15 protein-coding genes are annotated in these 15140 nt (G+C 43.2%); 13 read left to right on the top strand and 2 right to left on the bottom strand.

Annotated elements, in window-relative coordinates; translation table 11 throughout:
• Positions 1-42: 42 nt before the first annotated feature.
• Positions 43-510: a class Ib ribonucleoside-diphosphate reductase assembly flavoprotein NrdI gene (gene nrdI / locus ABUE36_RS12600; protein ID WP_161002133.1), complete on the bottom strand. Its 468-nt coding sequence runs from the start codon at positions 508-510 to the stop codon at positions 43-45.
• Between the two features lie 112 nt (positions 511-622).
• Between nrdI and ABUE36_RS12595 the strand changes: the two genes are divergently transcribed.
• Positions 623-1483 carry an HAD family hydrolase gene (locus ABUE36_RS12595; RefSeq protein ID WP_421016839.1) on the top strand — a complete coding sequence of 287 codons (861 nt, stop codon included), beginning with the start codon at positions 623-625 and terminating at the stop codon, positions 1481-1483.
• On the top strand, positions 1480-2004 hold the full coding sequence (locus ABUE36_RS12590; protein WP_161002135.1) for a dihydrofolate reductase family protein: 525 nt from the start codon (positions 1480-1482) through the stop codon (positions 2002-2004). The genes ABUE36_RS12595 and ABUE36_RS12590 overlap by 4 nt, the downstream gene beginning before the upstream one ends.
• Positions 2005-2059: 55 nt before the next feature.
• Here ABUE36_RS12590 and ABUE36_RS12585 read toward each other — a convergent pair whose 3' ends face one another.
• Positions 2060-3439, bottom strand: coding sequence for a hemolysin family protein (locus ABUE36_RS12585; protein ID WP_421017485.1), 1380 nt, complete (start codon positions 3437-3439; stop codon positions 2060-2062).
• Positions 3440-4150: 711 nt separating this feature from the next.
• Here ABUE36_RS12585 and ABUE36_RS12580 point away from each other — a divergent pair.
• From ABUE36_RS12580 to adhE, 11 genes are all read left to right on the top strand, one after another.
• Complete coding sequence (locus ABUE36_RS12580; RefSeq protein ID WP_017261587.1) at positions 4151-4516, top strand: hypothetical protein; 366 nt, start codon at positions 4151-4153, stop codon at positions 4514-4516.
• Between the two features lie 440 nt (positions 4517-4956).
• Entirely contained in the window at positions 4957-5382 is a 426-nt protein-coding gene (locus ABUE36_RS12575; protein WP_421016838.1) for an Hsp20/alpha crystallin family protein, read from the top strand.
• A 197-nt stretch (positions 5383-5579) separates the two neighbouring features.
• On the top strand, positions 5580-6452 hold the full coding sequence (locus tag ABUE36_RS12570; protein ID WP_421016837.1) for an aminoglycoside 6-adenylyltransferase: 873 nt from the start codon (positions 5580-5582) through the stop codon (positions 6450-6452).
• Positions 6453-6461: 9 nt separating this feature from the next.
• Complete coding sequence (locus ABUE36_RS12565) at positions 6462-7598, top strand: low temperature requirement protein A (RefSeq protein WP_161002138.1); 1137 nt, start codon at positions 6462-6464, stop codon at positions 7596-7598.
• 229 nt (positions 7599-7827) lie between these two features.
• A complete protein-coding gene (recX, locus tag ABUE36_RS12560) occupies positions 7828-8613 on the top strand; it encodes a recombination regulator RecX (protein ID WP_162855674.1) in 786 nt (261 codons plus the stop codon).
• 150 nt (positions 8614-8763) lie between these two features.
• On the top strand, positions 8764-8997 hold the full coding sequence (locus ABUE36_RS12555) for a hypothetical protein (protein WP_161002140.1): 234 nt from the start codon (positions 8764-8766) through the stop codon (positions 8995-8997).
• Positions 8998-9093: 96 nt separating this feature from the next.
• Positions 9094-9441 (top strand): DUF975 family protein, encoded by a 348-nt coding sequence (locus ABUE36_RS12550; RefSeq protein WP_161002141.1) that lies wholly within the window; start codon positions 9094-9096, stop codon positions 9439-9441.
• 120 nt (positions 9442-9561) lie between these two features.
• Positions 9562-10170 (top strand): DUF975 family protein, encoded by a 609-nt coding sequence (locus tag ABUE36_RS12545; RefSeq protein WP_421016836.1) that lies wholly within the window; start codon positions 9562-9564, stop codon positions 10168-10170.
• Between the two features lie 196 nt (positions 10171-10366).
• Positions 10367-10891, top strand: a complete 525-nt coding sequence (locus tag ABUE36_RS12540; RefSeq protein WP_421016835.1) for a DUF1836 domain-containing protein — start codon at positions 10367-10369, stop codon at positions 10889-10891.
• 111 nt (positions 10892-11002) lie between these two features.
• On the top strand, positions 11003-11839 hold the full coding sequence (locus tag ABUE36_RS12535; RefSeq protein ID WP_161002144.1) for a DNA/RNA non-specific endonuclease: 837 nt from the start codon (positions 11003-11005) through the stop codon (positions 11837-11839).
• A 389-nt stretch (positions 11840-12228) separates the two neighbouring features.
• A complete protein-coding gene (gene adhE / locus ABUE36_RS12530; protein ID WP_161002145.1) occupies positions 12229-14865 on the top strand; it encodes a bifunctional acetaldehyde-CoA/alcohol dehydrogenase in 2637 nt (878 codons plus the stop codon).
• The last annotated feature ends 275 nt before the right edge of the window (positions 14866-15140 follow it).

The following is a 15140-nucleotide window of genomic DNA, read 5'->3' as shown; positions in this document are numbered from 1 at the left end:
ACAATGGGCACGTTCGCAAGTGCCGCATTGTTCAGGATATTTTTATTTGGCCGCTTGAATGGCCGTTTTAACGATTAAATCATAAATGCGAGCGACATCGCGAGTCGTTCCGCGCAACTCATAATCGGCTAAAAATGGGAAGCCATATTTGTCGGCATAGCGACGGGCTGTTAAACAATATTGTTCGTTGAAATTACGGTTACCGGAACCAATCACGCCTAAACATTGTTTGCGGTTATCATGATAGGCAATGTATTCACCAAGGACATTTGTCATTAGCTCTTTAACACCATTGTCGATGCCATTGCCGCCGTCTAGATAGGTCGGAACAAACGCAAAGTAGGGCTCTGTTTCATCGATAAAATCTGATTGTTCAGAGATTTCTTCAACCTTCAGTGTGGGTTGGTCAGCATTTTCTTCATGTTGTTTGTCAGCATATTCAGCAAGGTGGCTGACGAAACTGCGGGTGTTTCCTTCAATAGATATGTAGCGAATGTTTAATGGCGTCATACATATGAACTCCTCATTTTTGATTTAAGTTGAGTGTACAGCAAGGATTTTTTTGAAACCAGTCTTGACGATTCGCAATCTAGCTTCCAGACGCATCATGAACAGGCGTAAAATGGTGTTAACGGAGGAATTGTTAATGACACATTATTTAATTGTTACAGATATTGATGGCACGTTAATTCCGAAGAGCCAAATTGTGTCCCCCCTGACGAAGGCAGTGTTTGCCAAACTTCGTGCGGATGGTCACGAAACATATATTGCTAGTGGACGATTGCTCGCATTGGCGCAGTCAATTGGGAATCAATTAAGTCCTGATATGAACATCATCTGTTCCAATGGGGCGGTGATTGCGCAAGGTGAGCAGATTCATCAAACGCTGCTTGGCATGGATGCCACCATTGCTGCGTATGAAATTTGTGAGCGCTACGGACTAACACTCCGTTTGTTCAACTTGAAGGATACTTTTCATACGTCTACTGAACACGAGGCGATTGAGCATATGCGATTCTTACGCCGCGGCGTTGACACCGGTACGATTTACTTGAAAGATATCGACGATGTAAAAACGATCGCGGATACGATTACAAATGGCCTGGCAGTGTCACATGACGGCGACAAGTTAGCTTTAGCGCGTCAAGCGTTTGCCGAGACTGGTTTATTCTCATTGTCAGCATCAAATCCGTGGAACATCGAGTTAATTCCCAAGGGTATCAGTAAGGCAACTGCGCTTAGGTCAGTACAACAACAGCTACATATCGATGCCGCGCATACTATTGTGTTCGGTAACGGACTCAATGATGCGCCAATGTTCAGCGAGGCGCAGACCAGCGTCGCGATGGCTGATTCTCCACAGGCAGTGATTGACCAAGCGGCGACAACAACCGTTCCGGTGGACGAAGATGGCGTGCCAAAGTTTTTGATGAAGATGTTTGGTATCACTGCGTTAGACTTGGCGGAGGTTCAGATAAAATGAGATCTGTAATCTTGTACATTGCTACTAGTCTTGATGGGCGTCTAGCTGATGCCAACGGGGAACTAGACTGGTTAACCAATACGGCTGTTGATGGGGATGCCGGTTATGATCGTTTGATGGGCGAAATTGACACCTTAATCATGGGTCGTACAACATACGATTACGTAATTAACCACACTGATGTCTATCCATACGAGGGCCTAACCAGTATTGTTCTCACACATCACGAGATTTCCGCGACCGATGGCGTTCAAACTTATCATGGCGATGTAGTCACACTTGTGCGACAGTTACGCCAAAAATCTGGAAAAGCGATCTGGATCGTCGGTGGTGGAAAAATTGTTGGTGATTTAATTCAGGCGGAACTCATCGACGAGTTAAGATTGTTTGTTGCACCTACGTTTATTGGTGCCGGACCACAATTATGGCAGTCTGGAGCGCAACAAAAGGCATTTGAATTAATGGACGTGTCACGTGCTGGGCAGTTGGCTGAACTAGACTATAGCGTAAAACGAAACTGAAAAGGCTCATCATTCTTCCGTTTTCGGAGGAGTGATGAACCTTTTTTTAAAACAATTATTTTTCTTCGCTTACAGGGGCCTCAGAGTCGCTGTTTTCTTCGGTATCTTCAACTGGTTTGCGAATTACTTCAAACCAATTGATATAGGCGTTCTCGTAATCAAGAGCAGTAAATTGGAAGTCACCAATTTGATAACTGTCGCCAGCTTTGATATCTGGGTCTGCTTCAATGATGTAACCTGTCAGCGTAACCACTTCGGACTCTTCAAACTTCTTGATGTCCGTTTGGAAATAACGTTCAAAGTCATATAACGTCATTTTCCCAGAAACATGGTAAGAACCGTCATCTTGCTTGAAGATATATTCGTCAGAGACATCGTCAATTTCGTCATGAACAGTGCCAAATAGTTCTTCGTAGATATCCTTATCCGTAACGATCCCAGAAGTACCACCATATTCATCAACAACCACAACGATTGGCGTTTGTTTGTTGATCATTTGTTTCAGCACATCTTGAATTGGCATGGTTTCAGGCACCGTGATAATGTTCCGTAGCACCTTCGCAACACTGATGGAATCGTCAACCTGACTTTGACGGATCAAGTCGTAGTTAAAGACGTAACCTAAAATCTTATCCTTGTCACCATCAGCGACAACGGGGAGGCGACTGAATTGCTCAGTCAAGTAAACCTGCAGAGCGTCCTTAACGGTGTCAGTAACATCAACGACCTCCAACTGCGTACGGTCGATCATGATGTCACGAGCGACCTTGTCGTTCATTTCAAACGCCCGCTGCATGAACACGTAATCTTCCTGATCTAGTTCACCACCGGAGACGGCGTTTCGTGACAAATTCAGGATTTCAGCCTGACTGAAAGCTTCATCACTTTCAGAGGCAGGTTTCATCCCAAGCATTTTCACGATCCCGTTTGCCGAAGTATTCAATAGCCAAACGAATGGGTAGAAGGCCACGTGGAAGTAACGTAATGGTGTAACAACCAACATCAAGACTTGGAATGGTCGGTCGATTGCGATGTTCTTTGGTACGATTTCGGTAATAACCACTTCAAAGTACGTCAGTAAAATAATCCCAACAACAGAACCGATAGCATGTGCCAAGGTTGTGTTGAAATTGAGGTTAACGATACCAAACAGGTCAACCAACATCGTTGTTACTGTTTCTTCACCAATCCAACCAAGGATGATCCCACACAGTGTGGTCCCAATCTGTGTTGTTGATAAATATTCATTTAGGTTGTGGACCATTCTGGTAGCCACATCGATCTTCTTTGATTTCTTATCGCGTTTGTCCTGTTCTTCTTCCAGAACACTTGGCCGCGTTTGCACCAACGCAAATTCAGCCGCCACGAAAAAGGTAGCAAATACAAAAGTAATTAGCATAATGACTAAGTTGCTAATTATTTCACCACTATCCAACGGAATATTCCCCATTTCTTGTTTCAAAAGTCTGCCACAATTATAACGCGCCAGCTATAGAGAACAAAACACTTTACGCGCTTATTCGTAAATAAGTAACGATTAAGTTGTCGTTATTGACCTTAAACACTGTGCTAATACGTTTTATCTTCCGTATAGTTGTGCTTGCGCTTACGGTTGTCAACATTGCAACACCGTCGTGGGACCGGTTCGAGCCTGCAAACCATAGTCTCTCACCTCGTCATGAAGCCTCTAAAACCGAGTCTTCATGACCGTCCGTTCTGTAAATCCGTAAAATCGCGGATTAACAGAACCTTCACGACTTGGTTTCAATGCTGACGCCCTCCAGCTCATATAACAGAATAGATGAACGACATTTATGTGATTAGACTTTTATCTGAATGTTGGAAGAAACCAGCTATTACATAGTGGAAGCAAATAGAGACAGAGTTTCGTGAAGGCACCACTTAGCGGCAAGGGTTGAGCCGCTTAGTGAGTGCGGGACGAGCTTGAAGACAGGGTTAGGCTTCAAGTCGAGGTCGAAGACCGTGTCTTTCAGGCTGAGACCGGTCCCATGAAACGGCGTCTCTATTTGCCGGAACGATGAGCACATTAACCAGCTACTAATAAGGTCAGCAGAAAAGAGTGGATTCGCTTACCATTTAAAATCCACAGTGCTATGCTGGATTTATAAATAAAGAGGAGATGCTGATGATGGCAGACGAGAACGGACAATATAATGATGCCAACATTGAATATGACGATGCCGACGTTAAGAAAGCCCTAGATATTATTGCAGACAAGGGCTTTATTTCAGTAAAGGACTTTCCGAAATTAGACGATCGGGATTGGGCGCATGGCTTCTCGACTAAGATTATCGCAGCTTCAGAAGACCGTAACTCAGACCCATATATTTACTTTGAACAATTTGATTACGATGATTCATCCATTCATTCCGCAATTTGGGATATGGATCAAATCAAGACGCGTGAAGACGCATTACTTGTTTTGGGTAAAGAATTGGGTGTAAATGAGTTGAAGCCAAACGGTGGTTTGGTTGAAGATGAAACCTACTAAACAGTATAGACAGTAAGGCCGCGAATTCATAAAAAGTTCGCGGTCTTTTATTGTTTCAAAATTTGTTAGCAAGACACAACATTACAGTGAAAACCGCTGTGTAGCCGAGTGGAGCAGACTGGAAACAGAGTCCCATGTCGACACTACTTAATGGGCGTACTTTGACCATTTAGTAGTGTGGAACGAGTTCTGAGACGGGCCGTGGCTCAGAATCGAGGTTGAAGACTCCGGCTCTTCGGAGGCTGAAACGGTTCCTCATGGGACGGCGTTTTCAGTCTGCAAAACGCAACCGCATCAAGCAATTGAACTAGTTCGTACACACAGCCTGCAATAATTTGAAATAATGAGTCAAATCACTTGAATGTTTGACCAATACTGACTATTATAATCCGTGTAGATGGGAGTAACCATTTAAGACTAAAAAGAAGGAGACTTTTGATATGCGTTACGATTTAAGAAATGATGATTTTAACGACCCTCAGGACGACTTTTTCTTTGGTTTCCCACGCAACATGTTTGACATGACACGTCACGGTGGCTCAATGCGTGCCGATGTGGTTGAACATGACAAGGATTTCGAAGTAAGTGCCGAGTTGCCTGGCTTTAAAAAAGATGGCATTAAGTTGCAGTACAACAATGATACGTTGACCATTCAAGCTGAACATGAAAACAACCGTGATGACAAAGATGATGATGGGCGTGTTCTTCGCCATGAACGTAGTTACAGTAATGTAAATCGTTCGTTCTATTTGCCAAACGTTGATCGTGATAACATTGAAGCACATTACGATGGCGGTGTATTGACCATCAAGTTGCCTAAGACGGATGCCAATGAAGAACGTAATCACGATATTGAAATTAACTAGTTTAAACAAGCTTTCTGGGTAATGATTTATCAGATGGTTTTACCAGCACATTTCCTGCTGATAAAACCATCTTTTTTCGTTTCAAACGGACTTTTTTGCGTATGTTTAACTAGGGCTAATCAAAGACCTGCGTCAAAACCTGCGCTATAATTGCTCATAAGAGTAACCGTGAGTTTGGGGTTGTTAGGAGGAACATCATGACACAGCGTAGTGCACAAAAAATGATGACATTGATTCAGTCCGTTGCCGAGAAGGACGATAATATTCGGGCGATTGGCATGGAGGGTTCACGTAACAATCCGGCGGCCCACCAGGATCAGTTTGCAGACTTTGATATTACTTATTTTGTAAAGGACCCGACACCGTTTCGGCAAAATGATGACTGGCTAAATGTGTTTGGCGAGCGATTGATGATGCAAAAGCCAACGGGTGCACTGTTTAGTGGCACAATGCAGCCATGGTACCCATATTTAATGCAGTTTACGGATGGAAATCGGCTGGATCTTAAGATTGCCTGCGTGGGTGATATGGATGCCTATTTAGCGGCGGAACACTTAAACACGGTGATTTTTGACAAGGATCATCCGGTTCAGGCGCAACCTGAGACTTCTGACTGGGATTTTCACATTGCTCAGCCGACGGAAGAGGATTATCAAAATTGTGTAAATGAGTTTTTCTGGGTCAGCCTGTACGTCATGAAGGGACTCAAACGTGGTGAGCTGTTGTATGCCAACCAATATATGGAAACGCCAGTCCGTGCAGAACTCTTAAAAATGTTGGAGTGGTCAGTGGGCGTTAACACTAACTTTCAGATCAGTGTTGGTAAGAATGACAGTCGACTAAAGGATAAATTACCGACAGAGGACTACGATAAGCTGATTGAAACGTATCGTTTGGATAGCGCGGCGGCAACGTGGCACTCGTTGCAAACTGCCAGTCAACTGTTTATCGAAACGGCGCGAATTGTTGCGGATCAACTTGGTTTTGACTTTCCTGAGTATCCTGCTCATGTTATTGCTTATGAAGAGAAAGTTATGGGCGAATCATCTGCTGTTCAGCCGCAAAAGTAGGTGTAGTTCATGAGAGAATTGCGTCAACATTCAGAAGTAAGTAATATCGAGCTGTTTTACGATTTGATTTTTGCCTATGCGATTAGTCGCATCACGACGGTTTTGCATTTAGTTCACCATGACACCATTCCTGCACTGTATTTGGTCGAATTTGCCGTCATGGTGTTTATGTTTTGGACGGTGTGGACGTATCAAACGGTGTTGGTTAACCGTTTTTTTCAAGAGAACATTCAACACAGCGTCTTCATGTTGTTTGACATGTTTATCGTGATTGTGTTGTCACAGTCACTGACGCCGAATTTTGCGTCCACACAGATTGCCTTTCCCGGGGCAACCTCGCTGTTACTGTTTAGCATTGCCGTTCAGTACCTATTACGCAGTCGTCATTTAACGGATCCACGACAACTGAAGGTGGCTTATGGGCTGGCGCGTATTTTGATTATTACCAGTGTTATCGGTGCCATTACGATCATTCCGTGGGCGCCATACAGTGTTCGCGAGGTTGTTTATATTCTGTCGATGATTTATGCCAACATTGCGCCAATCTTTATGAAGGACAGATTGACCGCCTTTCCAGCGATGTTTGAACATCTGACGGAACGGTATTCGTTGTTTACGTTGTTACTGTTTGGTGAAGCGATTATCGCGGTTACCGAAGTTGTCGATGTTCACCATTTTGACTGGCTGTCGATTCCGTTTTTTCTCATTATTGTGGCACTCTTTTGGGTCTACTTTACGATTTACCAACAAGGTATTGACCGGCACAAACGGACGGCGGGCATCGCACTCATTAATATCCATTACTTTGTATTTGTCGGTTTAGATTTAGTCGCCGCGATTGTGACGTTATATTTGAAACACGAGTTAATCGGCTGGCAATTTGCACTATTAATGACGATTGGACTGTGGTTTTTCTTAGGTGGTTCTGCGATGATGTTAGCCACTTATGGTTCTCATCGTGCAAACGAACATTGGCGCTTGTTGTTCGGCAACGCAACGTGCGCGGCTATGTTTGCTGGTGCGATTATTTGGGTTTGTCGTGCTTGGCAAGATATCGTCATGGTTCTCATCGCTTTGTTCTTACTGGGGATTGCGTGGTGGTGGAATCGGGAAGTGTCACGGTTAAGTACCAATACTGCGGATTGAATAATAGAAAAAAGTTTGATCAAATTTGGCAAACAAGGAGGCCACAATGAGCGATCACGAAAATAAACCAATTTTAATTGGCGATGTGGGTGTACCAAAATCAAAACGTTCCAAACCACATACGAGTTCAACTAACGGCGCTGACATTGCGGCCGATCTCTTGGCTAAACACAAGAAAGCGCCGACTGATCATAGTTCGCGAACCAGTCGGACTAAAAACGAAGTGACGATGATTGAAGCACAGAAACGCGCTGGTCGTTACAACGTTTATTTAGATGGTAAATATGCTTTTCCTATCAGTGAGTCAGTCATGATCAAATACCGAATTTTTAAGGGAATGGTCATCGACAAAGACTTACAAACGGAAATTATTGCGGCAGATGATGTCGCTAAAGCTTATAATCGAGCGCTAGACTACTTATCTGGTCAGTTACGCTCTGAAAAAGAAGTTACGGACAAGCTTAAAACGCTGGAGATTGATGATGATGTCATTGAATCCACATTGGAGCGGTTACGAGAATTCAATCTTCTGGATGATCAAGCTTACGCAAGTGCTTATGTTCGCACAATGCGCAATACATCGGACAAGGGGCCAATCGTTATTCGTCAACATTTGCGACAAAAAGGGATTGGCGAGAATCTAATTGATAACGCATTGGTTGAATTTAAGGACGATGAATTGGTCGAAAATGGCGTGACGGTGGCTGAAAAGCTAGCAAAACATTACGCTCGTAAGCCATTTTCAACTCAAAAACAAAAGGTGATTCAGGGATTAATGACCAAAGGATTTCAGCGTGAGACCATTGACCAAGTCATGAATCAAATTGAACTCACACGCGATGAAGATACGGAAACCGACTTATTGACCCACGAGGCGCAAAAAGTTTGGCATCGCAATCGTCGCTATGATGATCGTGAACGATTGAATCGGACCAAACGAACTTTATATGGTAAGGGCTATCAGTTTGACGATATTAATCGGGTGTTGGATACCCTGATTGAAGGCAACGATTAATTGAGAAATTAACTAATTGGTATAGCTAAAAAGACAAAAGCAAAACGTTGTTATTACACAAGACGTTTTGCTTTTATTTTGGATTGGTTAAGAATATATTATAGAAAAATAATGTATTACTAAGTTGATTATCAGAACGGGGGAATCATCATGCTTGCCAATTCTGAATTGAAGAAAAATGCACGTCAGACGTTGCGTGGTAACTGGCAACGTGCAATTAAACTTACGATTGTGCCAGTGATTTTGGGATTGATCTCATGGGGTTATCTTTATGGTAACTTTAAATGGCCAAGCAATAGTTTCTTTGTTGATCAGCCCAGTTTGTCATTTACTATTGTTTCGGTAGCCTTGTCGATTGGGGTCATGTATACACTATTAGATTAGGTCAGAGATAAGGATGTCATCAACCAGTCACTACCAGCTCACGTATTTGGATTATCCATAAATACAATGTTAGCGTTATTAGTGCAGGCTCTGTTTATGAGTTTCGTTATCTTGATCGGCAGTCTCTTAATCGTCCCTGGCGTTATCTTTTGGCTCATGTTTTCGCAGTCAGTTTATATTTATAAGGATCAACACGAAGCAGATCCGAACATGAACGTCTGGTCAGGAGTAATCAACAGTGTGTCTCTAAGTGAGTCGATGATGATTGGCCATAAATGGGAGCTATTCAAACTGAAGTTGAGTTTTCTTGGATGGCTTTTGTTGAGTATTGCTACTTTTGGAATTGGTTTCATTTGGTTAGCGCCGTATTATCAATTGACGGTGACAGGCTACTATGTTGCACTGGCCGCTGAAAATCGTGAACAGATTGCACAACATGCCTAAACTCATAAAAATAATAATAGCGACAAACAATTTGTGTTTAAGCAACTTTTCAAGTACCTTTATTTCAAGGACTTTGTTGGCGTCATGTCAACAGCGTCATTTGAAAGGGGTACTTTTTTAATGAAAACAAGAGTTGAGTTAAAACAAGATGCAAAGGACTTGTTGCGTGGACACTGGGGACGGGCAATTCTGCTGGTAATTATTCCACTGCTTTTGTCATGGTTCAGTGGCTCATATCAGACGCATCAGGCAAATTTTTATGCTGATATGACAAACATGAATGTTCATATGTCATTTTGGCCGTTTATTTTGAGTGTGCTGGCGTGGGGCATTAATCTTGGCGTCACTTATACGTTCCTAGACTGGATTCGCAATCCCAAACGGACGGTAAATCCCGGGACCGATGCCTTTCGGGTTATTGGTTCAGCGGCTATCTTTGGATTGCTTGCGATGGGGATAATTGCAAGTTTTATAATTGGAATCGGATTTGTGCTAGTAATCATTCCGGGATTTATTTTTGCTTTGATGTTTTCACAGTCAGTTTATGTTTACAAAGATTTGCACGATAGTGATCCGCAAGCATCCATCTGGTCGGGGGTCTGGACAAGTTTGTCACTCAGCCGTCAGCTGATGATCGGACATAAGTGGGAATACTTTGTTATGCAATTAAGCTTTATTGGTTGGTGCTGCTATGCGGGATTTCACTCGGAATTGCAACACTGTGGGTAACACCGTATTATGACGCGACGATGGCCGCTTATTATGATGAACTTGAAGCAACTAGCAATATCAACATTGCCTTTCGTGATGTGAATGAACCATAATATAGTTAAATAACAGCTTCATCTAGTTTACAAAACTAGATGAAGCTGTTATTCTATCCTTAGAGCATAACTAGTCAAAGTGTCTAAGGAGGACAACGAGCATGGCTGATTCTTTTAATGACTATCACAAGTGGGAACAACACCTTGCGGAGGTTAAACTACCTAAGTGGGATGAGCTGCCAAAGTTTGATCTTTATATGGATCAAGTTGTTGCTTATGTTAATGACACCCTGGGCCCACTGGATGTTGATTCGGTGACGCCGGCAATGATCAATAATTACGTTAAGCACAACATTATTTTGGCACCAGCAAAGAAGAAGTATCAGGTTATGCAGGTGGCAGATATCTTGTTGATAGGTTTGCTGAAGCCAACGTATTCAATGGATACAATTCGCCAGGGGATGGATCAAGTTACTGCAAGCTTATTCCCTAAACGCGCTTATGATACGTTTATTGACCTTATGCTGGCCGGTCTGCAAGGCACGCTGAGTACGGATGCAGCGACCAATTTGAATGATCAAATGATGAAAATCGCCGTTAATGCAGTGTTAGATAAGATGAAATCGGAGAAGTTACTGGCACTCACGAAAGAGATCGTGAAGCCAAAGCCAGTTGAACAAAAGTAAATTCCGGTTCATGATCCAGTTTGGGTCATGAACTTTTTTTACGCAATGTGCCCCGTCATTTCTATTTATTAGGTAGAATAAAATACAAAGATAACTAGACGGGGAGAAAACATGCGAAATCGTCAGAATGTAATATACGCTGTAGTAGCAGCGGTAGTTGTCGCAATTGTCTTTGGAGCGTTTACGTTGAGTCGTCAGGCCAGCGGGCCAGTCAATCAAAGTCAACAACAGACGACTCAATCCAGCCATGAACAAACATCTGAGCAGGGAAGTACTCAAGCTACAGATGCTGCTGCTTTAGCGAAGCTAACTTATGCGTCGGGCAAACCAGCGGTGGTTGCGGTCAACCATAATCGCAGTACGTTAAACAAGAACGCTTGGCAACGTAATCATGTGATTTACAGTGCACTGGATAATGAAAATCGGACGTCAACGGCCAACACAGCCTATTTAGAGTCCCGTAACGTGGCCAATGATTCGCTGAGGGTTCGACAATATGTCCAACCCACAGGCTGGCATCAAAAGATGGTCAACGGTCAAGCCATTATTAATCGCGGTCATTTGATTGCCTATTCACTGTCAGGCGGGATTGATCAGGATGGTGAGTACAGTCCAAACAATGAATCGGGTGATCAGAACAATCCAAAGAACTTGTTCACCCAAACGGCTTTTAGCAATCAGACGCTACAAACGATTTACGAAAGCAAGGTGCGCAATGCACTGCGTGATAATAAGAAGGTTATTTATCAGGCACAGGCCATTTTTCAAGGAGATAACGAGATGGCTAATGGTGTCCATTTACAGGCGATTTCAACGGATGGCAGTTTGAATTTTAATGTGTATATCTTCAATGTACAGCCTGATTTTCAGTTTCATTACGCGACCGGTCGTTCTAAGGTAGATCGAGGAATGGATGTTCCGACACCGGATGAATCACCAGAATATTAGTTTTTAAATGTGGACCTTGTTTTGCTGGTCCTTTCAGAAATACGTTTATTCGTTATGACATAAATAATCGCCGTGAAGATCATCAAGATTTTTACGGCGATTATTTGTATCTTACGGTTGCCGCGTCATCACTTACGTAAGTTAGCGCAGTACTGCACATATATTTGATGGCTAGTTTAAATATTCACAATAACTTTTCAGATTTTAAAAAACGCTACTAGAAAAAATGTTACGGCACTAAATCCCTTGATAGTAAAGATGTAAACGCTTACTATAATTTTCTTTGTTAATTTGTGAGCAAAAAGACTTGCAAAGTTTTTACATGGTGATATGATACTAATTGTGAAAGAGATAACAATAACCTGTAAATTGATGGAGGAAATCAAACAATGGTTGTTAAAACTGATAAGAAGGCTGAAAAAGACACAACTGATATCGCAGAAACGATTCAGAAGTTAGTCGACAAAGGCCATGAAGCATTAGCCAAAATGGATGACTTTGACCAAAAGCGCATTGACCACATCGTGCACGAAATGGCCATGGCTGCCTTAGACCAACACATGGAACTAGCTAAGCTAGCTGTTGAAGAAACAGGCCGTGGTGTTGTTGAAGACAAAGCAATTAAAAACATTTTTGCCTCAGAAAACATTTGGCACAAGATCAAGGATGACAAGACTGTTGGTATCATCCGTGAAGATGATGTTGAAGAAATCACTGAAGTTGCTGAACCATTGGGTGTTATTGCTGGTATCACACCAGTTACTAACCCAACTTCAACGGTTGTCTTCAAAGCAGAAATTGCCGTTAAGACACGGAACCCAATCATCTTTGCTTTCCACCCACAAGCACAAAAATCTTGTGTGGCAGCTGGTAAAGTTGTTCGCGACGCTGCAATTGCAGCCGGTGCTCCTGAAGGCATGATCCAATGGATCGAAACACCTTCTATTGAAGCAACGAACCTGTTGATCAATAACGATGGTATTGCCTCAACATTAGCTACTGGTGGTCCTGGCATGGTTAAGGCTGCTTATTCAACTGGTAAGCCTGCCTTAGGTGTTGGACCTGGTAACGGTCCTGTCTACGTTGAAAAGTCTGCTAACATCAAACGTGCCGTTAACGACATTACTTTATCTAAGACGTTTGATAACGGGATGGTTTGTGCTTCTGAAAACTCAGCTGTTATCGATGCCGACATTTACGATGATGTAATGGCTGAATTCAAACGTTTGGGCTCAGTTGTTATCAAGAAAGCTGACCAGAAGAAGTTGGCCGATGCAATGTTTAACCCAGTTACGCATGGTGTCAAAGGACCTATCGCTGGTAAGTCAGCATTCGAAATTGCTAAATTAGCTGGCATCAAAGTTCCAGAAGACACTAAAGTGCTGTTAGCTGAAATCGATGGCGTTGGTCCTGATTACCCATTGTCAGCTGAAAAATTGTCACCAGTTCTGTCCGTTTACAAGGCAGCAACACGTGAAGCAGCTTTGAAGACTTGTGAAGAATTACTAGACTTTGGTGGTCTTGGCCATACAGCCGGTCTCCAAAGTGAAGATCAAGATTTGATGAACGAATTCGGTATTCGCATGAAGGCTAGCCGTGTCTTGATTAACACACCTTCCGCCGTTGGTGGGATTGGTAACATCTACAACAACATGATTCCTTCCTTAACATTAGGAACTGGTTCATGGGGTAAGAACGCCGTTTCGCACAACGTTTCATCATTTGATTTAATCAACGTTAAAACGATTGCCAAACGGAGAAATAACATGCAATGGATTAAGATTCCAAGTAAAGTTTACTTTGAAAAGAACTCTGTTCGTTACTTAACTGATATGGAAGGTGTCGAAAAAGTCTTCGTCGTTGCTTCACCTTCAATGGTTAAGAACGGTTACGTTGACATCGTCCGCGATCGTCTTCGCAAACGTCCAAACGCTACCAGCATTCAAATCGAAGTCTTTGACCAGGTTGAACCAGACCCATCAACAGACACGGTTGACCGCGGTGTTCGTTTGATGAACGAATTCAAGCCTGACACGATTATCGCCATCGGTGGTGGTTCGCCACTTGATGCCGCTAAGAACATGTGGATGTTCTACGAGCACCCAGATGCAGACTTCTTCGGTGCTAAGCAGAAGTACTTGGATATCCGTAAGCGGACATACACGTTTGAAAAGCCTAACAAGGCTAAGTTCGTTGCTATCCCAACTACTTCGGGTACTGGTTCAGAAGTAACACCATTCGCTGTTATCACTGACTCCAAGACTCACGTTAAGTACCCATTGGCTGACTATGCTTTGACACCAGACGTTGCCATCGTGGACCCTCAGTTCATCATGACTGTGCCTAAGCGGACAATCGCATACTCTGGGTTGGATGTTTTCTGTCACGCCATTGAATCATACGTTTCAAGCTTGGCCTCAGACTACACGAAGCCATGGTCATTACAAGCCCTGAAGTTGGTTTACAACAACTTGACTGCTTCATACAATGGTGACGCCCATGCCAAGGAAGAAATGCACAATGCTTCAACCTTAGCTGGTATGGCTTTTGCTAACGCATTCTTGGGTGTTAACCACTCTGTTGCCCACAAACTTGGTGGGGAATTCGGCTTAGCCCATGGTCTATGTATCGCCATCACTTTGCCACACACGATTCGTTACAACGCCCAGATGCCTACTAAGTTGGCTATGTGGCCTAAGTACGAATACTACCGTGCTGACGAAGACTACGCTGAAGCTGCTCGTTACCTTGGTTTGAAGGGTGACACGACTGAAGAATTAGTTGAAGCATTGGTTCAAGCATTTATCGACTTAGCACACAGTGTCGGCGTTGAATTGAGCTTGAAGGCTAACGGCGTGGACAAGAAGCATTTCGATGCAACTGTCGACAAATTAGCAGAATTGGCTTACGAAGATCAATGTACAACTGCCAACCCTAAGGAACCTCTGATTTCTGAATTGAAGGAAATTTTGGAAGAGGATTACGACGGTAAGGGTGTTGAAACTAAGACTCGCGGTGCCTACTAAGATTAAGTATTCTTTGAAATAAATGAAGTTTGAAAAAGTCGTTACCGATGACAAATTGGTAGCGACCTTTTGCTGTACTCATTGTTAATGCAGAGGTCAGTTAATGGTTAAGCTGACGCTTGCGGTTGTCAAACATGAACGCCGTCGTGGGACCGGTTCAAGCCGGAAGTTCACCGTCTTTCACCTCGCCGTAAAGCCGAAGTTCACGTCTTCACGACCGTCCCTGTGCTGTAAATCAGGCATTAGAGCCGCCTGATTAACACCACGTTCACGAC

The sequence above is a fragment of the Furfurilactobacillus cerevisiae genome (assembly GCF_048961765.1).
GTDB lineage: Bacteria > Bacillota > Bacilli > Lactobacillales > Lactobacillaceae > Furfurilactobacillus > Furfurilactobacillus milii_A.
The sequence above is the reverse complement of the archived record's forward strand: the minus strand, read 5'-3'. Positions and strand labels throughout refer to the sequence as shown.